The sequence below is a fragment of the Nocardioides silvaticus genome (assembly GCF_003160695.1).
Taxonomy (GTDB): Bacteria; Actinomycetota; Actinomycetes; order Propionibacteriales; family Nocardioidaceae; genus Nocardioides; species Nocardioides silvaticus.
Window position 1 is genome coordinate 36,725 of sequence record NZ_QGDD01000010.1, and the last position, 24,641, is coordinate 61,365.

Below are 24,641 nucleotides of genomic sequence, written 5' to 3' on the forward strand. Positions count from 1 at the left end.
TACCACGCGTCCGTTGACAGGATGAGAGAATGAGTGCTTAATTCTCTCATGACCTCAGGATGGCGCGCGTGGTGAAGCGCGGCCTGCTCGTGGTCGGCGGCCAGCCCGACGACGACGGCCGCGACGCCAGCCGGGGCGCCATCCTCGACGGCGCGATCGCGGCGTTCCTCGACGTCGGTGTCCGGCGCACCAGCATGGGCGACGTCGCCCGCCGGGCGCGGATCTCCCCAGCCACGCTGTACCGCAAGTTCGCCGGCAAGAGCGGCCTCGTCGAGGCGGTCTGGCTGCGCGAGGCGCGCCGGTTCCTCGCCGACATGGACGACACGCTCGAGGAGGTACGACGCGCCGGGGGCGATGCCGAGGACCAGGTAGTCACGCTCGCCTTCGCCGTCGTCGACGCGATCCGGCGCAACCGGCTGCTGGCGCGGCTGATGCAGACCGAGCCCGAGCTGATCCTGCCGCTGATGACCACCCAGGCCGGCCCGGTCCTCGCGCTCGGCCGTGACTACGTCACCGGCGTGCTGCGCCGGCTCCAGGACGAAGGGCTGCTGGCCGACTTCGACGCCGAGCCGGTGGCCGAGGTGCTCGCCCGGCTGTCGCTCAGCCTCGCCCTCACCCCCGAGACCGTGCTGCCCCTCGACGACGACGAGAAGTCGCGCGCCCTGTTCCGGGCCCACATCGTGCCCGCCCTCGGCATCACCAAGGAGACCAGGAGGACCCGATGAGCATCGAGCACCCGCACCCCGACCTGGTCGCCGACCCGACCGCCGGCGAGGAGGCCGCGCCGGAGATCCACGCCGACGCCGCAGCAGTGCGTGCCGAGGAGATCGCGCTGCTCCGGCGCAAGGTCGACGGCATCTCCGTATTCCTGGCCGGCCCGTCCAACGTCGTCCTCCAGCTGGCCTGGCCCGAGGTCGGCTACGGCGTGGTGGAGAGCAAGGTCGACAGCGGCAAGGTCACCCAGCACCCCTTCAAGCGGTTCCGGACGACGATCGGCTACCTCTCCATCGCCCTGCTCGGCAGCGACGAGCAGCGCACCGCGTTCCGCAAGGCCATCGACGGCCAGCACCGCCAGGTCCGCTCGACCCCCGACAGCCCGGTGAAGTACAACGCCTTCAACCGCGACCTCCAGCTCTGGGTCGCCAGCTGCATCTACTACGGCACGATCGACATCTTCACCCGGATGCACGGCCCGCTCACCCCCCACGAGGAGGCCGTCGTCCTCCGGGCGGGCGCCCGGATCGGCACCACCCTCCAGGTCCACCCCGACGACTGGCACCAGACGCCGGCGGACTTCTGGCGCTACTGGGAAGAGGGGCTCGCGCGGTGCCACATCGACGACCGGGTCGGCAGCTACCTCGTCAGCCTGATGAAGGTCGAGATCATGCCGAAGCCGGTCGCGCGGCTCGCCGGCCCGGCCAACCTCTGGTTCAACAACGGCTTCCTGCCGCAGTCGATCCGTGACCAGCTCGGGCTGTCGTGGAGCGACGCCGACCAGCGGCGGCACGACCGGATCCTCCGTGGCCTCGGGCGGGTCACCCGCCGCGCACCGCACGTCGTCCGAGCGTTCCCGATGAACGCGATGGCGTGGAACCTCGAGGTCCGCAGGCGGCTCGGCCGGCCGATGGTCTGAGCGACCGGGGCGACCGGGGCGACCGGCAACCTGCACAGGATCTTCACGAGTCGTCCCGGGGTCCCGCCCGCCGCGGCTCCTACGCTCGGAGCGTGACCAGTGCCCGCCGGATCCTCGTCGTCGAGGACGAGCCCGTCATCAACGGCGCGCTGACGGACCGGCTGACGGCGGAGGGGTACGACGTCGCGCAGGCCTACGACGGACCGGCGGCGGTCGAGGCGTTCGCCGACCGGGAGCCGGACCTGGTCGTGCTCGACGTGATGCTGCCCGGGTTCGACGGCTACGAGGTGTGCCGGCGGATCCAGGCGGTGCGGCCGGTGCCGGTGCTGATGCTCACCGCCCGGGACGACGAGACCGACGTGCTGGTGGGGCTCGGCGTGGGCGCCGACGACTACGTCACCAAGCCGTTCCGCATGCGGGAGGTGGTGGCCCGGGTGGCCGCACTGCTGCGGCGCGTCGACCGCGCTGCCGAGCTGGCCGGAGGCGCGGCCGGCGGCGTGGCCGACCTCGGTGGCCTGCGCGTCGACGCGGGCGCCCGCCGGGTGTGGGCCGACGGCGAGGAGGTGCACCTGACGCCGACCGAGTTCGACCTGCTGCTGTGCCTGGCGGGCGAGCCGGGCGTCGTACTCTCGCGCGAGCGGCTGCTCGCCGAGGTCTGGGGCTGGCCGGGCGCGTCCGGCACCCGCACCGTCGACAGCCACGTCAAGGCGCTGCGCGCCAAGATCGGCGCCGGCCGGGTCCGCACCGTGCACGGCGTCGGCTACGCGCTGGAGCCCGGCGGTGCGCCGTGACCGTCCGCGCCCTCGACCAGGTCCGCTCGGTCAAGGTCAAGCTCGGTCTGCTCGTCGCCGCCAGCGTGGTCGTCGCGGTCGTGGTCGCGACGATCGGCGAGGCCGGGGGAGTACCGGTCTGGCTGAGCATCCCGGTCACCGTCGCGCTCGCGCTCGCGGTGACCCAGCTGCTCGCCGTCGGGATGACCTCGCCGCTGCGGGAGATGACGGCCGCAGCCCGGCGGATGGCCGCCGGCGACCACGCCGTCCGGGTGACCGCGACCTCCCGCGACGAGGTCGGCGCGCTCGCTGACGCGTTCAACCGGATGGCCGAGGAGCTCGCCGCGGTCGACCGCCAGCGCCGCGAGCTCGTCGCCAACGTGAGCCACGAGCTGCGCACGCCGCTGGCCGCGCTCAACGCCGTCCTCGAGAACCTCGCCGACGGCGTCGCGCAGCCCGACCCCGCGACGCTGCGCGCCGCGCTGGCGCAGGGAGAGCGGATGGCCGGCCTCGTCGGCGACCTGCTCGACCTCTCCCGGGTCGACGCCGGCAAGGCGCCGCTGGTGCAGCAGCCGGTCGACGTACGACGCCTGCTCGAGGACGCCGCGGCCGAGGCACGGGTCGCCGGCCGCGACGTGACGTACGACGTGCGCGTCGACCCGTCCTCGCTGTCGGTCGAGGGCGACCCCGCCCGGCTGCACCAGCTGGTCGCCAACCTGCTCGACAACGCGTCGCGGCACAGTCCCCGCGGGGGCGTCGTCGCCGTCCGTGCCCGCGCGACCGGCGACCGCTGGCTGCTCGAGGTCGCCGACGAGGGACCGGGCGTGGCGCCCGAGGACCGGGACCGGGCGTTCGAGCGGTTCGGCACCCTCAGCGACACGGGCCAGGCCGGAGGTGGCGGCACCGGGCTCGGCCTGGCGATCGCGCGGTGGGTCACCGACCTGCACGGCGGCACCATCCGCTTCGTCGACCCCGAGCCCGGGCGGCTCGGCGCCCGGGTGCACGCCGACCTCCCGCTCGTGCCGTCCCCGTCCCGCACCGCGCCCGAGGAGGTCCCCGTGCCCGAGCCCGCCGCGCCCCGCGTCGTCGTACCGACTCAGCCGCCTCAGCCGCCCCCGCCTGTGCCGGCGCTGCCGCCTGTCCCCGCTCCGGCAACGCCGGCCCTGACCGACTCGGTCTTCGGCGACTTCTGGCCGGAGCGCGCGCTGCCCGGCAACCTCCGCGTGCTGCTCGGCGCCCTCGGCGTCGGGGTGCTGGCCGGGATCGTGCTGCCCTACCGCGACCCGGGGCTCGGCTGGTTCGTCGTGCTGGTGGCGGCCGGTGCGGCGCTCCTGCTGTCGAGCCGCAACCGCCGCGACCCGTTCACCCTCGCCTGCGCGGCGCTGTGCCTGCTGCTGGCGACGGTCGTGGTCGTCCGCGACGCCGAGTGGATCGCCGTGCTGTGCCTGCTGGCAGGGGGCGCGCTGTGCGCGGTCGGACTGGTGGGCGGCCGGACGGTGCCGACGTTCCTGTTGTCGGTGGTGGCGTGGCCGTTGTCCGGCCTGCGTGGCCTGCCGTGGCTGGGCCGCACGCTGCGGCTGGTGACCGGCCTCGGCAACGGAGCCGCGCTCGCCCGGACCGTGGTGTTCTCGCTGCTCGGGCTGCTCGTGTTCGCGCTGCTCTTCGCCTCGGCGGACGCGCTGTTCGCCGAGTGGGTCGGCGCCGTCGTACCCGACCTCGACGCGGAGGCCCTGGTCCTGCGGCCGTTCGTCGCGTTCTTCGTCGGCGGCGTGGTGCTCGCCGGCTGCTACCTCGCCCTCAACCCGCCCGCCGCCGGCGCCGCGCCGGGCGAGCGGCGCCCGGTCGCCCACCGGTTCGAGTGGCTCGCGCCGGTGCTGGTCGTCGATGCCGTCTTCGTGCTGTTCCTGGTGGCGCAGGCCGCGGTGATCTTCGGCGGCCACGGCTACCTCGAGCGCACCACCGGTCTCACCTACGCCGAGTACGTCCACCAGGGCTTCGGTCAGCTCACCGTCGCCACCGCGCTCACCCTGCTCGTGGTGTGGGCGGCGACCCGCAAGGCCCCGCGCGAGACCCCTGCCGACCGCGCCTGGATCCGGGGCTCGCTCGGCGTGCTCTGCGCCGCGACCCTCGTCGTCGTCGCGTCCGCCCTCTACCGGATGGACGTCTACCAGGACGCCTACGGCTTCACCCGGCTGCGGCTGCTGGTCGACGTCTTCGAGGCCTGGCTCGGCCTGCTCGTCCTCGCGACGATGGCCGGCGGCCTCGCCCTCCGCGCCGCCTGGCTGCCCCGCTTCGGCCTGCTCACCGGCGTCACCCTCCTGCTCGGCCTCGCCGCCCTCAACCCCGACGCGTGGATCGCAAAGCAGAACCTCGACCGGTACGACGCCACCGGCGAGGTCGACTGGACCTACCTCGCCGGCCTCTCCGACGACGCCCTCCCCGTCCTCCGCGACCTCCCCGCCGACCTCGAGCGCTGCGCCATCGACCTCGCCGGCCGCCACGAGGACGACTGGCTGGAGTGGAACCTCGGCCGCGCCCGCGCCGCCGCCTTCGCCGACCGCCACGCCGACGACTGGGAGCACCGGCTCGACTGTCCGGGGCAGACCACGGACTAGGTCGGTCGAAACCGCTCGGCGCGCCAGTCTTGAACCATTCAAGAAAAGGCGGTAGGAAGGACGCATGACGACGGCGCCCGACTACGAGCAGATGCTCCGGGGTGCCGACCTGCGCGTGACCCGGCCGCGGGTCGCCGTGCTCGGGGCCGTGCACGCCCTTCCCCACGCCGACACCGATGCGATCATCAGCGCGGTCCGCGCTGACGACATCGGTGGCGACGTCTCGCACCAGGCGGTGTACGACGTCCTGCGCGCGCTCACGTCGGCGGGACTGATCCGGCGCATCCAGCCGTCGGGGTCGGTCTCGCGCTACGAGGCGCGGGTCGGCGACAACCACCACCATCTCGTGTGCCGCTCCTGCGGCGCGATCTCCGACGTCGACTGCGCCGTCGGGGAGATGCCGTGCCTGACCGCGGCCGACGACCACGGCTTCGTCATCGACGAGGCCGAGGTCATCTACTGGGGCACCTGCCCCGACTGCTCTGCCCGTTCGTAACTCTCGCCACCTCGGAAGGAAGCACATGACCGACGACACCCCCCGTCCCACCGACGGGAGCCCGCAGGGAACTGATCGGAAGGCCGACAGCGGCTGCCCGGTCGACCACGCCGGCGTGACCAGCGGCGGGAGCGAGAGCGAGAACCCGGCGCTGGACTCGCCCACGCCCAAGGCGCACGCACCGCGGACCAACAAGGACTGGTGGCCGGACCAGGTCGACCTGACCGTCCTCCACCAGCACGGTGACGCCTCCAACCCGCTCGGTGGCGGGTTCGACTACGCCGCGGAGTTCGCCAAGCTCGACGTCGAGGCGCTCAAGTCCGACGTCGCCGCCGTCCTCCGCGACTCCCAGGACTGGTGGCCGGCGGACTTCGGCCACTACGGCGGCCTGATGATCCGGCTCAGCTGGCACGCCGCCGGCACCTACCGGATCTACGACGGCCGCGGCGGCGCCGGCTCGGGCGACCAGCGGTTCGCGCCGCTCAACAGCTGGCCGGACAACGGCAACCTCGACAAGGCCCGGCGCCTGCTGTGGCCGGTGAAGAAGAAGTACGGCCAGAAGATCTCGTGGGCCGACCTGCTGGTCCTCGCCGGCAACGTCGCGCTCGAGGACATGGGTTTCGAGACCTTCGGTTTCGGCTTCGGTCGCGAGGACGTCTGGGAGCCCGAGGAGATCTTCTGGGGTCCCGAGGACACCTGGCTGGGCGACGAGCGCTACAGCGGCGAGCGCGACCTCTCCGAGCCGCTCGGTGCGGTGCAGATGGGCCTCATCTACGTCAACCCCGAGGGTCCCAACGGCAACCCCGACCCGCTTGCCTCGGCCCGCGACATCCGTGAGACGTTCCGCCGGATGGCGATGAACGACGAGGAGACCGTCGCCCTCATCGCCGGTGGTCACACCTTCGGCAAGACCCACGGCGCCGGCGACGCCGACCTGGTCGGCCCGGAGCCCGAGGGCGCCCCGATCGAGCAGCAGGGCCTGGGCTGGAAGAGCGCGCACGGCAGCGGCAAGGGCGCCGACGCGATCACCTCCGGGCTCGAGGTCACCTGGACCGACAAGCCGACGCAGTGGAGCAACCGGTTCTTCGAGATCCTGTTCGGCTACGAGTGGGAGCTCACCAAGAGCCCGGCCGGTGCGCACCAGTGGGTCGCGAAGGACGCCGAGGCGATCATCCCCGGCCCCGCCGCGGACTCGCCGAAGCGGCTGCCCACGATGCTGACCAGCGACCTCGCCCTGCGGTTCGACCCGACGTACGAGCAGATCTCGCGGCGCTTCCTGGAGAACCCCGAGGAGTTCCGGCTGGCGTTCGCCAAGGCCTGGTACAAGCTGCTCCACCGCGACATGGGCCCGGTCGAGCGCTACCTCGGCCCCTGGGTCGCCGAGCCGCAGATCTGGCAGGACCCGGTGCCGGCCGTCGACCACGAGCTGGTCTCCGACGCCGACGTCGCCACTCTCAAGGCCAAGATCCTCGAGACCGGCCTGACCGTCTCCCAGCTGGTCTCGACCGCCTGGGCCTCGGCGGCGAGCTTCCGCAAGACCGACAAGCGCGGCGGCGCGAACGGCGCCCGCATCCGGCTCGCCCCGCAGAAGGACTGGGACGTCAACAACCCGGCCCAGCTGGCCACCGTGCTCGAGAAGCTGGAGCAGGTGCAGCAGGAGTTCAACGCGGCCGGCGACGCGAAGATCTCGTTCGCCGACCTGATCGTCCTGGGCGGCGCCGCAGCCGTGGAGAAGGCCGCCAAGGACGGCGGCGTCGACATCACGGTGCCGTTCCGCCCCGGTCGCACGGACGCGACCGAGGAGCAGACCGACGTCGAGTCGTTCTCGGTGCTCGAGCCGCGGGCCGACGGGTTCCGCAACTACGTCCGCCCCGGTGACAAGGTCGCCCCGGAGAAGCTGCTGATCGACCGGGCCTACATGCTCGGCCTCTCCGCCCCGGAGATGACCGCGCTGGTCGGCGGCATGCGGGTGCTCGGCACCAACTACGACGGCGCCGCGCACGGCGTGTTCACCGAGCGTCCCGGCACCCTCTCCACCGACTTCTTCTCCACCCTGCTCGACATGGGTGTGGAGTGGAAGCCGTCGGAGTCGACCGAGGGCGTCTACGAGGCCCGCGACCGGGCGTCGGGTGAGGTCGTCCGCACCGGTACGGCGGTCGACCTGGTCTTCGGCTCGAACTCGCAGCTGCGCGCGCTGGCCGAGGTCTACGCCAGCGACGACGCCCGCGAGAAGTTCGTCGCCGACTTCGTCGCCGCCTGGTCGAAGGTGATGGAGGCCGACCGCTTCGACGCCTGACCAACCGTAGGACGCCGGTCCGCCCTGGGTCTGTTGCTCAGGGTGAACCGGCGTCTACGCTTGTCAGAAGTGAGATCGACACGATTTCGCCGAAACCTCAATAACCTCACCAGGCACATCCGTCTGTCCTAATCTGCGATGTCGGCACTCCGACTGCACTCGGGCGATGAGCCAAAAGGGGCACAAGTTGAGCTGGAACCAGATCACCGCGGCAGCGACCGTCACGCCTGCCCTGGTCCCGGTCGAGGGCGGCGAGCTCCTCGACGAGTGGTCAGGTCTCCTCGAGAACGCGCCGTCCTTCCCCGCCGAGGGCGAGGAGGAGCGGCGCGAGCGGCTCGAGGAGCTGGCCACGGCGACCCTCAGCATCACCGTCTGCGGCGACGTGGAGGCCACCGTCACCGTCGACCTCCCGTGCGACGTCATCGAGGAGCGGCCCACCATCTTCGGGGCCGTCGACGGTGAGCCGGAGCCGCTCGCCTGGGTGATCGCCCGCCTCGAGTCCCTCGAGCCCGTCCCGCTCGGCTCCACCCAGCTGACGTCGTTCTCGATCGCGATCCCCAGCCACGTCGGCCCGGGCTTCTACCCGCTCGACGAGCTGCGGCAGCGCGCCCACTCCGACGAGGTCGCGTGGTGGGAGGTCGACGACTTCCACCTCAGCCCCGAGGCCCAGGGCGGCGAGTCGACGTACTACCTCGACGACGAGGCCATCACGGGCGCCTGGGTCGCCACCACGGGCGCGTCCGTGGCCTTCGACCTGCCGATGGCGTCCGTCGTGAGCGAGGTCCGGGTCACCGGCACGATCTCCTGGAACGACCCGGCCACCAGGCCGGCGCTGCTGGGGCAGCACACCGACGCGGGATAGGTCGGAAAAAACATTTGCAGGTTTGGTTTGGCGCTCGGAAGGGCGGGGTAATCGACCCCTGAACGCTTGCGTGGCCCAGCCAACCGCCACGACAGTTCTCGACCTCGGAGTCAGAGACGTGTCAGCAACGTTTGCCCCACCTGTCCATCGCTCGTTCCAGCCCGCAGACCCTGGGGAGCTCGCTCCCGACGATCGCAAGCAGCGCACTGCCGAGCTCATCGCTCGGGCCGCTGAGTGCGAGGGCGAGGAGCGGCTGACGATCCTCGACGAAGTGATCGTCATCAACATCCCGGTCGCACGTGCGCTCGCGGCGCGCTACCGCAACCGTGGTCAACCGATCGAGGAGCTGGAGCAGGTCGCCTGCCTGGCCCTCACCAAGGCGGTCCGCGCCTACGACCCCGCACGAGGGGACGACCTCCTCGTGTTCGCCGTGCCCAGCATCCTCGGGGAGCTGAAGCGGTACTTCCGCGACTCGACGTGGACGGTTCGTCCGCCGCGCCGGATCCAGGAGCTTCGCCCCCGTCTCGCCGAGGCGGAGGCCGAGCTGACCCAGCGGCTGGGGCGCACGCCCCTGCCGAGCGAGGTCGCGGAGGCGGTCGGGTGCACCACCGACGACGTCATCGAGGCGCACGAGTCGAAGACCTGTGCCTCGCCGGACTCGCTCAACGACGGCCCGCCGGGAGACGACGGGTTCGCGTGGATCGAGCGGCTGCCGACCGAGGAGCTCGGGTTCCGGCAGGCCGAGGCCGTGGCGGTGCTCGCCCCGGCTTGCCGGAGGCTCAAGGTGCGCGACCGGCGGATCCTCGAGATGCGGTTCTACGAGCAGAAGACCCAGCAGCAGATCGCCGACGAGCTCGGCGTGACGCAGGTGCAGGTCTCGCGTCTGCTCCAGCGCATCCTCACGGACCTCCGCAAGTCGATCACGGGTCGGCGAGGGCAGCCTGCCAAGGCCGCCTGACGGCGACTCCCGACGTTCCCGCTCGGTCCGGGCACAGTTAAACTTCGTGCCTGTGAGCGTGGACGAGAGGACGGACCCGAGAGCCGGTCGGCAGACCGGTCGGTTCGTGTACGACGTCCGCAACGACGTGTGGGAGTGGGACGACGACGTCTACGTGATGCACGGCTACCAGCCGGGCGAAGTCGTCCCCACCACCGCCCTCTTTCACCAGCACAAGCACGAGGGTGATCGCGACCGGGTCCTGCGGACGTTCCGGCACGCCATGGAGACCGGCGAGCCGTTCAACATCTACTACCGGATCCGCGCGAAGGGCACCGAGCGTCGCGTGGTGGTGGTCGGCGAAGGGGACCGTGGCTCCGACGGTCACGCCGACAAGCTGGTCGGGTACTACCTCGACCTGACGCCCGAGTTCGCCGCGGAGACGGCCGCCGCTGCCGATGCGGCCGTCGCCGCGGCTGCTCGCGCGCGCGACACCATCGAGCAGGCCAAGGGCATCCTCATGCTCGGCTACGGGCTCGACCCGGACGCCGCCTTCGCGATGCTGAAGTGGTGGTCGCGCAACCGCAACGTCAAGGTCCGTGAGATCGCCGAACGCCTGATCGAGGTCGCTCGCGCCGGCCAGATCAGCCACCCCGGCCTGCGGACCCTGCTCGACACCCTGATCCACGACATCACGGACGGCCGGCCGACCGGCCCCTCCGGCACCAACGACGACTGAGACCCGAGAAGGATCCCGTCGGCCAGAGCGGCCGGCCGGCGGCCTGTCCCTCGTCGGACGATCGGGAGCACGTCGTCCGAGGGTGGTGGGAGCCGTGCCCTGGGAGGGTTGCGTAGGGCTCAACACATCCACGACCCCCACCGGTTCTTCGTCGTTCGCCCGTCGCGGTACCCGGGCCATGACCCCGCATTCGGGGTCGACCACCCGTTGACGGCCGACGAATTCCCGTGAATGGATCCCGGGCGTGTCGGGTACCTGTGTGACATGAGCTCACCGGACGCACCGCGTCCGGGCGAGACCCCGGACCGAGGTTCTGTGGCTGCTGCGTACGTACGCCGGAACGCGGCAGCCACAGAATCTCCGCGGGACGAGGACGAGTCCTCGCACGAGCGGCTGACCCGCAACTGGAACGAGCTGCTCCAGGAGCTCCGGGTCACCCAGACCGGCGTCCAGATCCTCACCGGCTTCCTGCTCACGGTCCCGTTCACCGACCGGTTCACCGAGCTCGAGGACCACCAGGTGCGGATCTACCTCACCGTGCTCATCGGCGCGACGGTGACCACCTGCATGATCGTGGCCCCGGTGGCGTTCCACCGGGTGCTCTTTCGGCAGCGCGAGAAGGACTGGCTGGTCGTCGCCGCCAACACGTGCGCCCGGATCGGGCTGATCCTGCTCGGCATCGTGTCCTCGGGCGTCGTGCTGCTGGTCTTCGACGTCGTGGTCAGCACCACCGCCGGCATCATCGCCTCGGCCCTCGTCCTGGCGACCTTCGCCGCGGTGTGGTTCGCCACCCCGTTCTTCGCCCGGCGCTGAGCGGGGTGCGGCGCGGCACCGTGGGTACTGCCCCTCGGCGTCTGCGAGAACGCCCGCGAGTACAGGAGGCCATCCCATGCCCGGTCGGAAGACACCCGGTCCCAGCGTGAAGGACGACGAGACCTACGAGGCCCTGCGCCGCGACGGCGCGAGCAAGGAGAAGGCGGCCCGGATCGCCAATGCGCAGGCCGCAGGGGACGACCCGGGCCGCAAGGGCGGCAAGGCCGGCTCCTACGACGACTGGACCGTCGACGACCTCCGCGAGCGCGCGGCCGAGATCGGCATCGACGGCCGCTCGAGCATGAACAAGGCCGAGCTCATCGACGCCCTGCGCAACCACTGACGCCGCAGGCGACGGCGTGTCCGCGGTGTCCGCGGTGTCTGCGGTGTCCGCGGTGGCCGCCGGAGGCTGAGGTCACGGGGCGCAGTGGTCGGCGAGCCAGGTCCCGAACGGGGCCTCGCTGTGCTCCTCCTCGGCCTGCCCCTCGTCGGCGTGCTCGTGGTCGTGCCCGCTGCCGACGTCGGCAGGTTCTGACGGCGCGACCGTCGGCGTGAACGACGGGTCGACACTGGCCCGCACGTCGTCGAGCACCGCGGTCAGCTCGGTGTAGCCCGCCGGGTCGAGGCTCTCCGGGACCCCTAGCGCCTGCAGGCTGCCGACGACCGAGATCACGGCGTCCGCAGCGGGCTGCACGGGGTCGGCGGCCCACTGGCTCTGCACCCGCACCAGCTCCAGCCAGCCGCGGCACCAGGCCTCGTCGTCGACCACCGACAGCTCGGTCTCCGACGGGTCCTCGGCGATGGGGCTGGTGGAGCCGTCGGCGGACCCGCCGGAGCCGGCGTCCCCGCTGCCGCCGTCGCCACCGCCGCCGTCGTCGCCGCACCCGGTGAGCGCCAGCGCCAGGCAGAGCGCGCCGGCCGTCGCGGTCACCCTGGTCAGGGTCCGTCCCGTCAGTCGTCGCATCACACCCACCTCGAGAACCAGATCCGGTCGAGCCACTCGCTGCTCGTCAACAATCCGTTGGTCCAGATCGGCCAGAACCACGCGTAGTTCACCAGCACGAGCACGACGAACGCGCCGCTGACCACGACCCCGATCGTGCGCCGGGTCGACGGCAGCCGGGAGGGCCCGATCAACGTGCCGATCGAGAGCGTCAGGGCGATCACGATGAACGGCAGGATCGCGATCGCGTAGAAGTAGAAGATCGGGCGGTCGTCGTACTGCATCCAGGGCAGCCAGGTCGACAGCGTGCCGACCACAGCGACGCCGTACCTCCAGTCCCGGGCGCCGATCCACATCACCAGCGAGAACAGCAGCGCGATGCAGCCGCCCCACCAGATCATCGGTGTGCCGATCAGCAGCACCTGGCGGATGCAGTCGCTGCCCTCGGGCGCGTCGCAGTCCTCGTCCCGCGGCAGGTCCTGCTGGTCCTCCGTCAGCACCCGGTCCGCCGGCTGGATGTCGTTGGTGACGGCGACGCCGACCGGGCGGTTGATGAGCAGCCAGCTCGACGGCTTTGAGGCATAGGTGTGCTTCGAGCAGTTCAGGAAGTGCGTGTGGAAGGTGTAGACGTCCTGGTGGTAGTACCAGAGCGACCGGAGCGACTGCCAGGCCTCACCGACGCCGCTGGCGTCCTCCTCGTCGGCCGTCGGCCAGTGCTTGCTCTTGTCGAGGTCGGTGGCGATGTAGGAGTCGTCGTCCTCCGCGCAGTGCCCGTGGCCGGTGTACTGGCGGTACTGCGTCGCGCTCAGGTGCTCCTCGTACTCGCCGGCGTTGGCCAGCCAGCCGCCCCAGGTGGCGATGTAGGTGACCAGCGCGACGACGACCAGGGAGAGGAACGCGGGCACGCCGTCGACCAGCGCCGACCTCGCGACCGCCCACCGGACGCCGAAGCTGCGCCGCGCCCCCGCCGACCAGAACCACACCAGCAGCCCGAACGCTGCGAGCGGGTAGACCGCCACCCACTTGGTGCCGGCTGCGAGACCGAAGCAGACGCCGCCGGCGACGAGCCACGGCCGCAGCAGTACGGCGCGCACCGGCCCCCAGCCGTCGTACGTCCCCTCGCCTGCGGTGGTCGAGCCGCTCTCGGTGGTCGAGCCGAAAGCGGTGGTCGAGCTTGTCGAGACCCGGGCGGCGAGCCGCCGCCGGAAGTGGTCGCGGTCGGCAATCGCGCAGTGGATCCCACAGAGGATGAAGAACGCGACGAAGATGTCGAGCAGCGCGAGCCGGGAGAGCACGAAGTGCAGCCCGTCGAACATCAGCAGCAGCCCGCCGATGCAGCCGAGCATCGTCGACCCGGTCATCCGGCGCAGCAACCGGCACATGACCAGCACCATCAGCGCGCCCACGACGGCCGAGGCGATCCGCCACCCGAAGGGGTCCATGCCGAACGCCTTCTCGCCCAAGGCGATCAGCCACTTGCCGACCTCGGGGTGCACCGCCATCGACGGGTCACCGGTCCACACGTCGGTGACGTGCCCGGCGAGGATGTCGTCGTCGATCTTGTTCTCGGTGTTGCCGTCGACGTCGGTCAGGTAGGTCTGCGCGTACCCGTTGTTGAGCAGCGACCACGCGTCCTTGGCGTAGTAGGTCTCGTCGAACGCGAACCGCTTCGGCGTGCCGAGGTGATACATCCGCAGCGCGAAGGCCAGCAGCGTCACCGCCAGTGGCGCCAGCCAGCCCGTCACCCGCTCGGTGGGCCGCAACCCCGCCAGCACCCCCCGTGCCCGTTCGACCGCCGACGGCACCGGCCGCCCCACCGCCGTCCGCGACAACCCCGACCACCGCTCGGCGGTCTGCTCGTCCTCGGTCGCGGTCACGAGCGTGAACAATACGACCCTGTCCTCGGTCGTCGAGGAGACCGAGCGCTCTGGCGCGAGGTCATGTCGAGACGTAGCGACCTCTCCGGAGGTGGTGGGGACGGCCGACGGTCGGGTTGCGGCGTCTCGATACGTCCTCGCCTGGCGGCTCGGACTACTCGACGACCGAGTGGCGGCTGGCGGTCGGGTTGCGGCGTCTCGATACGTCCTCGCCTGGCGGCTCGGACTACTCGACGACCGAGTGGCGGCTGGCGGCCGGGTTGCGGCGTCTCGATACGTCCTCGCCTGGCGGCTCGGACTACTCGACGACCGAGTGGCGGCTGGCGGTCGGGTTGCGGCGTCTCGATACGTCCTCGCCTGGCGGCTCGGACTACTCGACGACCGAGAGGTGGTCGGCGCGCTCGGACTACTCGACGACCGAGAGGCTGACAGAATCGTCGCGTGACCTCTGCGGGCGTGCTGGTGCTGGCGGCGACGCCGATCGGGCGGGTGGGGGATGCGCCGCCGCGACTGGCGGAGGAGCTCGCGGGGGCGGACGTGGTGGCGGCGGAGGACACCCGGCGGCTGAAGCGGCTGGCCTCCGAGCTCGGGGTCGAGGTCGGCGGGCGCGTGGTGTCGTACTTCGAGGGCAACGAGGCGGCGCGGACGCCGCAGCTGCTCGAGGCGCTGGAGGCGGGGCAGCGTGTGGTGCTGGTGACCGACGCCGGGATGCCGTCGGTGTCGGACCCGGGCTATCGGCTGGTGGCGGCGGCGGTGGGCGCCGACGTCCACGTCACCGCGGTGCCGGGCCCGAGTGCGGTGCTGACCGCGCTGGCCGTGTCCGGCCTGCCCGTCGACCGGTTCTGCTTCGAGGGCTTCCTGCCGCGCAAGGCGGGGGAGCGCGGGCGCCGGCTCGCCGAGCTGGCGACCGAGCCGCGCACGATGGTGTTCTTCGAGTCCCCGCACCGCACCGCGGCCACCCTCGCGGCGATGGCCGAGGCCTTCGGCGCCGACCGGCCCGCGGCGGTCTGCCGGGAGCTGACCAAGACCTACGAGGAGGTACGACGAGGCCCGCTCGCCGAGCTCGCCGACTGGGCCGTCGAGGGCGTCCGGGGCGAGATCACCCTCGTCGTCGCCGGCGCGCTACCGGCGACCCGCAACACTGATCCGGAGAGCCTGCGTGCTGCGGTGGACCAGCTCGTCGAGGACGGGATGAGCCGCAAGGACGCGGTGGCCGACGTTGCCCGGACGACCGGACTTCCGAAGCGGGAGGTCTACCAGGTGGTGCACACAGATGACGACTGAGCAGGCCCGCACGCGGATCAGTGCCGTCGAGCGCGAGGGGCTGGTGTTCGACGTGCTGGACGACGGCCCGGTCGACGGCGAGCCGGTCGTGCTGCTGCACGGCTGGCCCGAGCGGGCGACCGTGTGGCGGGACGTGGCACCGCTGCTGCACGCGGCGGGCTACCGCACGCTCGCCATGGACCGGCGCGGGTTCGCGCCGGGCGCCCGCCCCGAGCGCCGCCGCGACTACCGGCTGCCCGCCCTGGCGGCCGACGTCGCCGCGCTGATCGACGAGATCGGGGGCAGCGTCCACGTCGTCGGTCACGACTGGGGCGCCGCGACCGCCTGGATGACCGCGGGCACCTACCCCGACCGCGTCCGCACCCTCACCGCGGTCTCGGTGGCCCACCCGGCGTCGTTCCTCAAGGCGATGGTGCGCTCCGACCAGGGCCTGCGGTCCTGGTACATGCTGCTCTTCAACCTGCCCTACCTCCCCGAGGCGCTGATCCGCCGCGGCTGGGCCGAGCCGCTGCTCCGTCGGGCCGGCATGGACGCCGACGGCGTCGACCGCTTCCGCAGCGAGATCGTGGAGGACGGCGGCTTGTCGGCGTCGTTGGGCTGCTACCGGGCGATGTTCCTGGGCGACCCGCGCGACGTGCGGTTCCGCGTCTCGGCGCCGACGACGATGGTGTGGAGCACCGGCGACGCCGCGCTCGCCCGCTGGGGTGCCGAGCACAGCGAGGAGTGGGTCGACGCGCCGTTCGAGCTGGTCGTCCTCGACGGCGTCTCCCACTGGATCCCCACCGAGGCGCCCGAGGCGCTGGCCGAGGCGATCCTCGAGCGCGTCGCCGGCGGATGACAGGCTGACCGGGTGACCGAGCCCGACCTCCCGCCCGCACCGGAGCCGCTGCCACACCCCGTCGTCGACAACCACTGCCACCTCGACATCGCCCGCGGCCCGGCCGGCACCGCGCCGTTCGACGCCCGCGAGGCGATCGACGCGGCCGCCGCCGTCGGCGTGCGACGCATCGTGCAGATCGGCTGCGACCTGCGCGGCGCCGCCTGGGCTGTCGAGGCAGCCCAGGAGCACCCCGAGCTGGTCGCCGGCGTGGCGCTGCACCCCAACGAGGCGCCACGGCTCGAGGAGGCCGGCGAGCTCGATGCCGCTCTCGACACCATCGCCGCGCTCGCCGCCTCGCACCCGCGGGTGCGGGCCGTGGGGGAGACCGGCCTCGACCACTTCCGGACCGGGCCCGAGGGCCGGGCGGCGCAGGTGCGGTCGTTCGCCGCCCACATCGAGCTCGCGAAGCGGCTCGACAAGACGCTCGTCATCCACGACCGCGACGCGCACCAGGAGGTGCTCGACGTGCTCGACGCCGAGGGCGCGCCGGACCGCTGGGTCATGCACTGCTTCTCCGGCGACGCCGACTTCGCCCGCGCGTGCCTCGATCGCGGCGCCTACCTCTCCTTCGCCGGCACGGTGACGTTCAAGAACGCGGCGCCGCTGCGCAACGCGCTCGTCGTGACCCCCCGTGACCGGATCCTGGTCGAGACCGACGCGCCGTACCTCACCCCGCACCCCTACCGCGGCCGCACCAACGCCTCCTACCTCGTGCCGCTGACGATGCGCACCATGGCCGAGGTCCGCGGCGAGGACCTCGGCGAGCTCTGCGCGGCCGTCGACACGAACACCGAGACCGCTTTCGGAGGCGGCTGGTAAGTGGCCGGTAGTTCCGGGCACCGTGCTAGCAAAAGCTAGCAAAGTGCACGCTCAGGGAAGCAAAATCCGGGTGAGCCGAGTCACGCGCTGAGCGTGGAACGGGCTCCGCGAGTTTGCAATCGGCCGCTTGCTCCTGTTCTGGTGGAGATCAGACAGCCGGGAATCGGGTAGCAACACCTGGCCAGCAACGGCAGCGGCCGCCGTACGTATGAGGTACGGCGGAGCGCCGGTCTCCGAGGGGGAAGTCGCTGGCCGCCCGTGGCCCGGGGAGCACCACGTTCGGAGAATCGTGCCCCTTGACGAGCACCAGCCCCAGTCCCTGAAGACCCGCGCCGCCGCCCTGACCGCCCGGGCGACGCGCAGCAGGGTCGCCCTCATCGCAACCATCGCCATCGTCGTCGTCGCCGTCAGCGGCGCGACCTTCGGCTACCGGTCGATGGCCACCCCGGTGACCTTGTCGGTGGACGGCCAGGAACGCGAGGTCCGCGTGATGGCCGACACCGTCGGTGAGGTCCTCGAAGCCGAGGGCATCGACCTGACCGAGCACGACGTCGTCCAGCCGGACCCCGACGAGGAGATCTCCGACGGCGACCGCATCGCGGTGCGCTTCGGTCGCGAGGTCGAGCTGACCGTCGACGGCAGGACCAGCACCCACTGGGTGACGGCGACCGACGTCGACGGCGCGCTGACCCAGATCGGCGCGCTCTACCGCGGCGCCCGGCTCTCGGCGAGCCGCGGCACCGAGATCGACCGTGGCGGCCTCGAGCTCGCCGTGGTCACTCCCAAGACCCTGAAGGTGACGCTCGCGGGCAAGAAGCCGAAGAAGGTCACCGTGCCGGCGCGGACCGTCAACGACGCGCTGCGCGCGCTGAAGGTCGACGTCGACAAGCGCGACCAGGTGTTCCCGAAGCGGAGCACCGAGCTCGAGGACGGCGACAAGGTGCGCTGGGTCGACATCGAGGTGAAGACCAAGCGCGTGAAGAACGAGTCGTTCTCCGCCGCGACCATCACCCGCGAGGACTCCTCCTCGCCCGAGGGCACCGAGACCGTCGTCCGCGAGGGCGAGGCCGGCATGCGCAACGTGGTCTACAAGATCCGCACCCGCAACGGTGACGTCGTGAGCAAGAAGGTCGTCACGGCCAAGGTCACCGACGAGCCGGTCGCCGAGATCGTCGAGGTGGGCACCCAGGAGGTCGCCACCACCAACTACGCCGGCGGCAGCACCGTGTGGGACGCGCTGGCGCAGTGCGAGTCGGGCGGCAACTGGGCCATCAACACCGGCAACGGCTACTACGGCGGCCTGCAGTTCAACCTCGGCACCTGGCGTGCCTACGGCGGCTCCGGCTACCCGCACCAGAACAGCCGCGAGGCGCAGATCGCCGTCGCCGAGCGGCTCCGTGCCGCCACCGGCGGCTACGGCTCCTGGCCGCACTGCTCCGCGCAGCTCGGCCTGCCGCAGTGACGCACTGCTGAGGCACTAGCCTCCTTCGCATGAACACCTCCGCCGGTCCCGAGCGGTCGATCAGACTCCTGGGGCCGGCGGAGGTGCGTTCGCTCGCGGCGGCGCTCGACATCCGGCCGACCAAGCAGCGCGGCCAGAACTTCGTGATCGACGCCAACACCGTGCGCCGGATCGTCCGCGAGTCCGGGGTCACCGGCGACGACGTCGTCGTCGAGGTCGGACCCGGGCTCGGCTCGCTGACGCTCGCGCTGCTGGAGACCGGTGCCTCGGTCACCGCGGTCGAGGTCGACCCCGTCCTGGCCGAGGCGCTGCCGGGCACGATCGCCGAGTTCGCGCCGGACGAGACCGACCGCGTGCGCGTCGTACTCGCTGACGCGCTGCAGGTCACCGACCTCCCCGGGCCTGCGCCGACCGCGCTGGTCGCGAACCTGCCCTACAACGTCTCCGTGCCGGTGCTGCTGCACCTGCTCGCGCTGCTGCCGACGCTCGAGCACGGACTGGTGATGGTGCAAGCAGAGGTCGCCGACCGGCTCGCAGCCCCGCCCGGCTCGAAGACCTACGGCGTGCCGTCGGTCAAGGCCGCCTGGTACGCCGACGTACGACGCGCCGGCGCGATCGGGCGCAACGTCTTCTGGCCCGCGCCGAACGTCGACTCCGGGCTGGTCGCCTGGACCCGGCGGGACCCGCCGACCACCACGGTCAGCCGCGAGCAGGTGTTCGCGGTCGTCGACGCCGCGTTCTCCCAGCGCCGCAAGGCCCTGCGCGGCGTGCTGCGCGGGCTGGCCGGCTCCGGCGAGGCCGCCGAGGCGGCGCTGGTGGCTGCCGGCATCGACCCGCTGGCGCGGGGCGAGTCGCTGACGGTCGACCAGTTCGTGCGGATCGCCGAGGAGTTGGCAGGATCGGTTCCGTGAGTGCTGCGCTGTTGCCCGATCCGGTGTCGGTGACCGTGCGCGCGCCCGCCAAGATCAACGTCTACCTGGGCGTCGGCAAGCCCCGGCCCGACGGTTTCCACCCGCTCGAGACCGTCTACCAGGCCGTGTCGCTCTACGACGACGTCACGGTCACCAGCGCCGATGAGTGGTCGGTGACCACGGTCGTCGACGTGCCGCACGTCGACGGGAGCTCGGTGCCCGACGACGAGACCAACATCGCGATCCGCGCCGGCAAGGCGCTGGCGGCGCACCACCGGCTCGATGACCGCGCGGCGGCGATCGAGGTCCGCAAGAGCATCCCGGTCGCCGGCGGGATGGCCGGCGGCTCCGCCGACGCTGCCGCGACGCTGGTCGCCCTCGACCGGCTGTGGAACCTCGACACCTCCGACGACGAGCTGCTCGCCCTCGCGGCCGGGCTCGGCTCCGACGTACCGTTCGCGCTCGTCGGCGGCACCGCCACCGGCACCGGTCGTGGCGAGGTCGTCACCCGGGTCGAGGACAACGGCGCCTGGTGGTGGGTCGTGGTCTTCGACGACGAGGGCCTGTCGACGCCGTCGGTCTACGGCGCCTACGACCTGCTCGAGGGCGGCGGCCACGACTACCGGATCCGCCCGCAGATGCTCGAGGCGATGCGCACCCCGCACCGCGGTGTCGAGATCATGGTCCACCTCTACAACGACCTCGAGGACGCGGCCTTCTCGCTGCGACCCGAGCTGCAGACCGTCGCCGAGGTGGCGCTGGAGTGCGGTGCGGTCTACTCCCTGATGTCCGGCTCCGGTCCGACGATCCTCGCTCTGGCCGACGGCGCCGACGACGCCCGCGCGATCGCCGGCCGGCTCGCCGAGCGCGGCTACGAGCGGACGACCGTCGTGCACGGCCCGGTCGCCGGCGCGCACGTGGTGGCCTATTCATGAGCAACCTGCTGAACCTGGAGCGCGTCTCCAAGTCCTACGGCGTGCGCCCGCTCCTCACCGACGTCTCGCTCGGCGTCGGGGCCGGTGAGCGGATCGGCATCGTGGGGCGCAACGGCGACGGCAAGACCACGCTGCTGCGGGTGATGACGGGGGAGGAGGAGCCCGACGACGGCCGGGTCTCCCGGCAGCGCGGGCTGCTCACCGGCTACCTGCGCCAGACCGACGACTACTCCGATGCCCACACCGTCCGCGAGGTGGTGCTCGGCGGCCGGTCCGACCACGAGTGGGCCGCAGACGCCGCGCTGCGCGAGATCGTCGAGGTGCTGCTGGCCGGGGTTGAGCTCGACCGCGCGGTCTCCGGGCTCTCCGGTGGCGAGCGCCGCCGCTGCGGGCTGGCCGGTCTGCTCATCGGCGAGCACGACCTGATCGTCCTCGACGAGCCGACCAACCACCTCGACGTCGAGGCGGTCGCCTGGCTGGCGTCGCACCTGGCGGCGCGGTCCTCGGCCCTCGTCGTCGTCACCCACGACCGCTGGTTCCTCGACGCGGTCTGCCAGCAGACGTGGGAGGTCCACGACGGGGTGGTGGACGCCTACGAGGGCGGGTACGCCGCGTTCGTGCTCGCGAAGGCCGAGCGCCAGCGCCAAGCCGCCGCCTCGGAGGCGCGGCGGCAGAACCTGGTCCGCAAGGAGCTGGCCTGGCTGCGTCGCGGCGCCCCGGCCCGCACGTCGAAGCCGAAGTTCCGCATCGACGCGGCCAACGCGCTGATCGAGGACGTCCCGCCGCCGCGGGACCGGCTGGAGCTGCAGCGCTTCGCCACGCAGCGGCTCGGCAAGGACGTCGTCGACGTCGAGGACGTCGACTTCTCCCGCGGCGAGCGGAAGCTGCTTGACCACGCCACCTGGCGGCTCGGGCCCGGCGACCGGGTCGGCATCGTCGGCGTCAACGGAGCCGGCAAGACCTCGGTGCTGTCGCTGCTCTCCGGTGAGCTGGCGCCGCAGCACGGGCGGGTGCGGCACGGGCGCACCGTCGTACTCCGGCACTTGTCGCAGAACGTGGAGGTCGAGGACCCCGACGCCCGCGTCCTCGCCACCGTCGAGTCCATCCGCCGCATCACCCGCACCCTGGACGGGGAGGTGTCGGCGTCCTCGCTGCTCGAACGGTTCGGCTTCACTGGCGACAAGCTGACTGCCCGCCTCGGCGACCTGTCCGGCGGCGAGCGTCGCCGCTTCCAGCTGCTGCGGCTGCTCCTCACCGAGCCCAACGTCCTGCTGCTCGACGAGCCCACCAACGACCTCGACATCGAGACCCTCAACGTCCTCGAGGACTTCCTCGACGGCTGGCCCGGCACCCTCGTCGTCGTCTCCCACGACCGCTACTTCCTCGAGCGCGTCACCGACTCCGTCTGGGCCCTCCTCGGCGACGGTCAGATCTCGATGCTGCCCCGCGGGGTCGACGAGTACCTGGAACGGCGGTCAAGGGAGCAGCAGGCCGCGAGGAACGAGCGGACCGCGTCGCGAGACGAGGTCGAGCAAGCCTCGCGACCGAGGGACGAGGTCGCGACGGGCGCGTCGAGACCCGGTGACCTTCCCAGCGCTCCTCAACCCAAGGCGCGCGCCGGCTCCGCCGAGGAACGCTCCGCGCGCAAGACGCTCGCCCGTCTCGACAAGCAGCTCGAGCGGCTGTCGGAGCGGGAGGCGGAGCTGACGGCGGCGCTGGCCGAGCACGCGACCGACCCGGAGCGGCTCACCGAGCTCGGGAACGAGCTGACCGCGCTGCTGGCGGAGAAGGAGACGGTCGAGCTGGAGTGGCTCGAAGCGGCCGAGGTCCTGGAGTGAGGCGGGTCCGGCCGGACGTCCTCGAGGTGGATAGTCCCTGACGAAAAGCACCCGGAATCGTCCGTTCGAGGTGCTTTTCGTCAGGGACTATCGCCCCCAGCCGACCAGGCTCAGTCGGCGAACGGCACCAACAGCTGGCGGAGCAGGCCGGCCAGCACCTTCTGGTCGGAGGCGGAGAGGTCGGCGAGCAGCTCGCGCTCGGCGTCGAGGAGGGCGGAGAAGGCGCCGTCGACGGCGTCCTTGCCCTCGGGGGTGAGCCGCACCAGCACGCCGCGGCGGTCGGACGGGTCGGGGTGGCGCTCGACGAGGCCGCGGGCGGCGAGCCGGTCGACCCGGTTGGTCATGGTGCCGCTGGTCACGAGGGTCTCGCGGAGCAGTCGCCCCGGCGACAGCTCGTACGGCGTGCCGGCCCGGCGCAGCGCGGCCAGCACGTCGAACTCCCACGGCTCGATGTCGTGAGCGGTGAACGCCGCGCGGCGGGCGCGGTCGACGTGGTGGCCGAGCCGGGAGATCCGGCTGAAGACGGCGACCGGCCCGAGGTCGAGGTCGTCGCGCTCGCGCGCCCACGCCTCGAGCAGCGCATCGACCTCGTCGCGTCCCGCCATGACAGGCACGATACCGGACCTGTCGAGAATCTTGACGTCAAGATAACTGCGGCCTAGGGTGGGCGACGTGGACCAGCTCACCACCGACCTCGACCAGCTCCGGCTCGCGTCCCTGGCCTGGGGCCCGGTCCACGACCCGACGGCGCCGCTCGCCGTGCTGCTTCACGGCTTCCCCGACACCGCCCACACCTGGCGCCACCTCGGCGCGGCCCTCGCCGGAGCCGGCTACCGCGTGGTCGCGCCGTTCACCCGCGGCTACGGACCGTCCGGCTTCCCGGCCGACGGCAGCTACCACGTCCCCGCCCTGATGAGCGACGCGCTCGAGCTGCACGCCGCCCTCGGCGGCGACGAGCGCGCCGTGCTCGTCGGTCACGACTGGGGCGCCATCACCGCCAACGGCATCGGGGCGTACGACGCAAGCCCGTTCCGCCGGGTCGTCTCCCTCGCCGTACCGCCGTTCGAGGCGATGAACCCCCGCCCCGGCGACATCGGCCGCTGGGCGCGGATCCTGCCCCGCCAGGCGCTGCTGAGCTGGTACACCGTCTACAACCAGCTCCCCGGCCTTCCCGAGCGGCGGTTCGACGACTACGTCGCGCGGTTGTGGAGCCGCTGGTCGCCCGGGTACGACGCCGCCGATGACCTCGCGCACCTCGCCAGCTCGCTCCCGACCAGCGAGCACCGGTCGGCCGTGCTCGGCTACTACCGCGCCGCGGTCCGGCCGTGGCAGGTCCCGTCCCGCTACCGCCACCTCGGCCGCGCGGCGATCGGCATGCCGCGGGTGCCGTTCCTCTTTCTGCACGGCGCCGACGACGGCTGCCTCGACCCGCGCTGGGCGGCCCAGGTGAGCGGCCGCCTCGACGGCGTCCGCGGCAGCCGCGTCGCGGTGGTCGCCGACGCCGGCCACTTCCTGCAGCTCGAGCGGCCCGCCGTGGTCAACGCCCTGATCGTCGAGTTCCTCGCCGAGCTCGACGGCACCGATGGCACGGAGGAGGCCGGATGAGCCACACCTGGGACCCCGACCGCTACCTGACGTACGCCGACGAGCGCGGCCGGCCGTTCGTCGACCTGATCACCCGGATCGACGCCCACGACCCGACCACCGTCGTCGACCTCGGCTGCGGCCCGGGCAACCTCACCGCGCTGCTGGCCGAGCGGTGGCCCGGCGCCGCGGTCTCCGGGGTCGACAGCAGCCCGGAGATGATCGCGAAGGCGGGGACCACCATCGCCGGTGTCGACTTCGCGGTCGGCGACGTCCGCGACTGGGTCGCGCCCGACGGCGGCGTCGACGTGCTCGTCTCCAACGCCACCCTGCAGTGGCTGCCCGACCACCTCGAGCTGCTGCCGCGCCTCGTCGACCAGGTCCGCCCGGGCGGCTGGTTCGCGTTCCAGGTGCCGGGCAACTTCGACGAGCCCAGCCACACGATCCGCACCGAGCTCGCAGCGCAGGAGCCGTACGTCGCGCACACCGCCGGCGCCGCCGTACCGTCGTCGTACGACGCCGCGACCTACCTCCGCGCGCTCCAGGACCTCGGGTGCGAGGTGGATGCGTGGGAGACGACGTACCTCCACGTGCTGCGCGGCGAGGACCCCGTGTTCACCTGGGTGTCCGGCACGGGTGCCCGGCCGACGCTGCAGGCGCTGCCGGACGGTCTGCGCCTCGAGTTCGAGGGGGAGCTCAAGGAACGCCTGCGCGCGGCATATCCAGACGACGGCCGGGGGGTCGTCCTGCCGTTCCGCAGGATCTTCGCCGTCGCGAGGAGAGCCGAGATATGAGATTCCGAGATACCGGGCGCCCCATGACGCCCTTGTCACAACGCTTGCGTGGTCACGAGCGTTGGAGCCGCCCATGTTCACGCGGTCTTGCTGCTTGCTGACGTTAGCGAGACTTGTTGCCCGGAACAACAAATTGGCCGTTGATCGGTTTCA

24 protein-coding genes are annotated in these 24,641 nt (G+C 72.0%); 21 read left to right on the forward strand and 3 right to left on the reverse strand.

From position 1 onward, the window contains the following. The first annotated feature begins 68 nt into the window (after positions 1 to 68). The 11 genes from DJ010_RS18965 (at position 69) to DJ010_RS19015 (ending at position 11,504) form a co-directional block, all read left to right on the forward strand. Positions 69 to 725, forward strand: coding sequence for a TetR/AcrR family transcriptional regulator (locus tag DJ010_RS18965; protein WP_211318884.1), 657 nt, complete (start codon positions 69 to 71; stop codon positions 723 to 725). After that, on the forward strand, positions 722 to 1,633 hold the full coding sequence (locus tag DJ010_RS18970) for an oxygenase MpaB family protein (protein ID WP_109696723.1): 912 nt from the start codon (positions 722 to 724) through the stop codon (positions 1,631 to 1,633). Before DJ010_RS18965 ends, DJ010_RS18970 begins: the two co-directional genes overlap by 4 nt. Before the next feature lie 92 nt (positions 1,634 to 1,725). Further along, positions 1,726 to 2,424 carry a response regulator transcription factor gene (locus tag DJ010_RS18975; RefSeq protein ID WP_109696725.1) on the forward strand — a complete coding sequence of 233 codons (699 nt, stop codon included), beginning with the start codon at positions 1,726 to 1,728 and terminating at the stop codon, positions 2,422 to 2,424. Next, positions 2,421 to 5,018, forward strand: coding sequence for a DUF4153 domain-containing protein (locus DJ010_RS18980; RefSeq protein WP_109696727.1), 2,598 nt, complete (start codon positions 2,421 to 2,423; stop codon positions 5,016 to 5,018). Before DJ010_RS18975 ends, DJ010_RS18980 begins: the two co-directional genes overlap by 4 nt. Positions 5,019 to 5,082: 64 nt before the next feature. Further along, positions 5,083 to 5,514: a Fur family transcriptional regulator gene (locus tag DJ010_RS18985; protein ID WP_109696729.1), complete on the forward strand. Its 432-nt coding sequence runs from the start codon at positions 5,083 to 5,085 to the stop codon at positions 5,512 to 5,514. Positions 5,515 to 5,539: 25 nt separating this feature from the next. Next, on the forward strand, positions 5,540 to 7,810 hold the full coding sequence (gene katG, locus DJ010_RS18990) for a catalase/peroxidase HPI (protein WP_109696731.1): 2,271 nt from the start codon (positions 5,540 to 5,542) through the stop codon (positions 7,808 to 7,810). Between the two features lie 187 nt (positions 7,811 to 7,997). Next, a complete protein-coding gene (locus DJ010_RS18995) occupies positions 7,998 to 8,672 on the forward strand; it encodes a hypothetical protein (protein WP_109696733.1) in 675 nt (224 codons plus the stop codon). Positions 8,673 to 8,790: 118 nt separating this feature from the next. Further along, entirely contained in the window at positions 8,791 to 9,630 is an 840-nt protein-coding gene (locus tag DJ010_RS19000) for a sigma-70 family RNA polymerase sigma factor (RefSeq protein ID WP_158283065.1), read from the forward strand. A gap of 58 nt (positions 9,631 to 9,688) precedes the next feature. Beyond that, complete coding sequence (locus DJ010_RS19005; protein ID WP_146207403.1) at positions 9,689 to 10,348, forward strand: PAS and ANTAR domain-containing protein; 660 nt, start codon at positions 9,689 to 9,691, stop codon at positions 10,346 to 10,348. Positions 10,349 to 10,663: 315 nt separating this feature from the next. Beyond that, positions 10,664 to 11,161, forward strand: coding sequence for a DUF6328 family protein (locus tag DJ010_RS19010; RefSeq protein ID WP_109696738.1), 498 nt, complete (start codon positions 10,664 to 10,666; stop codon positions 11,159 to 11,161). A 76-nt stretch (positions 11,162 to 11,237) separates the two neighbouring features. Further along, complete coding sequence (locus tag DJ010_RS19015) at positions 11,238 to 11,504, forward strand: Rho termination factor N-terminal domain-containing protein (RefSeq protein WP_109696740.1); 267 nt, start codon at positions 11,238 to 11,240, stop codon at positions 11,502 to 11,504. Positions 11,505 to 11,576: 72 nt separating this feature from the next. On the opposite strand, the gene DJ010_RS19020 is transcribed toward DJ010_RS19015, so the two are convergent. Further along, a complete protein-coding gene (locus tag DJ010_RS19020) occupies positions 11,577 to 12,125 on the reverse strand; it encodes a hypothetical protein (protein ID WP_146207404.1) in 549 nt (182 codons plus the stop codon). Continuing rightward, positions 12,125 to 13,981, reverse strand: coding sequence for a dolichyl-phosphate-mannose--protein mannosyltransferase (locus DJ010_RS19025; RefSeq protein WP_109696944.1), 1,857 nt, complete (start codon positions 13,979 to 13,981; stop codon positions 12,125 to 12,127). The genes DJ010_RS19020 and DJ010_RS19025 overlap by 1 nt, the downstream gene beginning before the upstream one ends. Positions 13,982 to 13,985: 4 nt before the next feature. Between DJ010_RS19025 and DJ010_RS21860 the strand changes: the two genes are divergently transcribed. The 8 genes from DJ010_RS21860 (at position 13,986) to DJ010_RS19060 (ending at position 22,110) form a co-directional block, all read left to right on the forward strand. Further along, complete coding sequence (locus tag DJ010_RS21860) at positions 13,986 to 14,426, forward strand: hypothetical protein (protein ID WP_146207405.1); 441 nt, start codon at positions 13,986 to 13,988, stop codon at positions 14,424 to 14,426. After that, positions 14,423 to 15,265 carry a 16S rRNA (cytidine(1402)-2'-O)-methyltransferase gene (gene rsmI / locus DJ010_RS19030; RefSeq protein ID WP_245927711.1) on the forward strand — a complete coding sequence of 281 codons (843 nt, stop codon included), beginning with the start codon at positions 14,423 to 14,425 and terminating at the stop codon, positions 15,263 to 15,265. Before DJ010_RS21860 ends, rsmI begins: the two co-directional genes overlap by 4 nt. Then, on the forward strand, positions 15,255 to 16,103 hold the full coding sequence (locus DJ010_RS19035) for an alpha/beta fold hydrolase (RefSeq protein WP_109696744.1): 849 nt from the start codon (positions 15,255 to 15,257) through the stop codon (positions 16,101 to 16,103). Before rsmI ends, DJ010_RS19035 begins: the two co-directional genes overlap by 11 nt. A gap of 12 nt (positions 16,104 to 16,115) precedes the next feature. Beyond that, entirely contained in the window at positions 16,116 to 16,964 is an 849-nt protein-coding gene (locus DJ010_RS19040) for a TatD family hydrolase (RefSeq protein WP_109696746.1), read from the forward strand. A 289-nt stretch (positions 16,965 to 17,253) separates the two neighbouring features. After that, the gene (locus DJ010_RS22955) at positions 17,254 to 18,426 is read left to right on the forward strand and encodes a resuscitation-promoting factor (protein ID WP_281271150.1); all 1,173 of its coding nucleotides are present in this window, start codon (positions 17,254 to 17,256) and stop codon (positions 18,424 to 18,426) included. A gap of 29 nt (positions 18,427 to 18,455) precedes the next feature. Continuing rightward, complete coding sequence (gene rsmA, locus DJ010_RS19050) at positions 18,456 to 19,337, forward strand: 16S rRNA (adenine(1518)-N(6)/adenine(1519)-N(6))-dimethyltransferase RsmA (protein WP_109696750.1); 882 nt, start codon at positions 18,456 to 18,458, stop codon at positions 19,335 to 19,337. Next, positions 19,334 to 20,272 carry a 4-(cytidine 5'-diphospho)-2-C-methyl-D-erythritol kinase gene (locus DJ010_RS19055; RefSeq protein WP_245927712.1) on the forward strand — a complete coding sequence of 313 codons (939 nt, stop codon included), beginning with the start codon at positions 19,334 to 19,336 and terminating at the stop codon, positions 20,270 to 20,272. The genes rsmA and DJ010_RS19055 overlap by 4 nt, the downstream gene beginning before the upstream one ends. Further along, positions 20,269 to 22,110 (forward strand): ABC-F family ATP-binding cassette domain-containing protein, encoded by a 1,842-nt coding sequence (locus DJ010_RS19060; protein ID WP_109696752.1) that lies wholly within the window; start codon positions 20,269 to 20,271, stop codon positions 22,108 to 22,110. Before DJ010_RS19055 ends, DJ010_RS19060 begins: the two co-directional genes overlap by 4 nt. A 110-nt stretch (positions 22,111 to 22,220) precedes the next feature. Here DJ010_RS19060 and DJ010_RS19065 read toward each other — a convergent pair whose 3' ends face one another. Then, entirely contained in the window at positions 22,221 to 22,715 is a 495-nt protein-coding gene (locus DJ010_RS19065; RefSeq protein WP_109696754.1) for a MarR family winged helix-turn-helix transcriptional regulator, read from the reverse strand. Between the two features lie 67 nt (positions 22,716 to 22,782). On the opposite strand from DJ010_RS19065, the gene DJ010_RS19070 reads away from it, so the two are divergent. Further along, entirely contained in the window at positions 22,783 to 23,715 is a 933-nt protein-coding gene (locus DJ010_RS19070; RefSeq protein WP_109696951.1) for an alpha/beta fold hydrolase, read from the forward strand. After that, positions 23,712 to 24,488, forward strand: a complete 777-nt coding sequence (locus DJ010_RS19075) for a methyltransferase domain-containing protein (RefSeq protein ID WP_109696756.1) — start codon at positions 23,712 to 23,714, stop codon at positions 24,486 to 24,488. The genes DJ010_RS19070 and DJ010_RS19075 overlap by 4 nt, the downstream gene beginning before the upstream one ends. The last annotated feature ends 153 nt before the right edge of the window (positions 24,489 to 24,641 follow it).

What these genes read in the sequence shown, in the direction of transcription:
- DJ010_RS18985 (WP_109696729.1), top strand. Translation starts at nt 5,083, where the DNA reads ATGACGACGGCGCCCGACTACGAGCAGATGCTCCGGGGTGCCGACCTG.
- DJ010_RS19020 (WP_146207404.1), bottom strand. Translation starts at nt 12,125, where the DNA reads ATGCGACGACTGACGGGACGGACCCTGACCAGGGTGACCGCGACGGCC.
- DJ010_RS19035 (WP_109696744.1), top strand. Translation starts at nt 15,255, where the DNA reads ATGACGACTGAGCAGGCCCGCACGCGGATCAGTGCCGTCGAGCGCGAG.
- rsmA (WP_109696750.1), top strand. Translation starts at nt 18,456, where the DNA reads ATGAACACCTCCGCCGGTCCCGAGCGGTCGATCAGACTCCTGGGGCCG.
- DJ010_RS19075 (WP_109696756.1), top strand. Translation starts at nt 23,712, where the DNA reads ATGAGCCACACCTGGGACCCCGACCGCTACCTGACGTACGCCGACGAG.
- DJ010_RS19060 (WP_109696752.1), top strand. Translation starts at nt 20,269, where the DNA reads ATGAGCAACCTGCTGAACCTGGAGCGCGTCTCCAAGTCCTACGGCGTG.
- DJ010_RS19015 (WP_109696740.1), top strand. Translation starts at nt 11,238, where the DNA reads ATGCCCGGTCGGAAGACACCCGGTCCCAGCGTGAAGGACGACGAGACC.
- katG (WP_109696731.1), top strand. Translation starts at nt 5,540, where the DNA reads ATGACCGACGACACCCCCCGTCCCACCGACGGGAGCCCGCAGGGAACT.
- DJ010_RS19065 (WP_109696754.1), bottom strand. Translation starts at nt 22,715, where the DNA reads ATGGCGGGACGCGACGAGGTCGATGCGCTGCTCGAGGCGTGGGCGCGC.
- DJ010_RS18970 (WP_109696723.1), top strand. Translation starts at nt 722, where the DNA reads ATGAGCATCGAGCACCCGCACCCCGACCTGGTCGCCGACCCGACCGCC.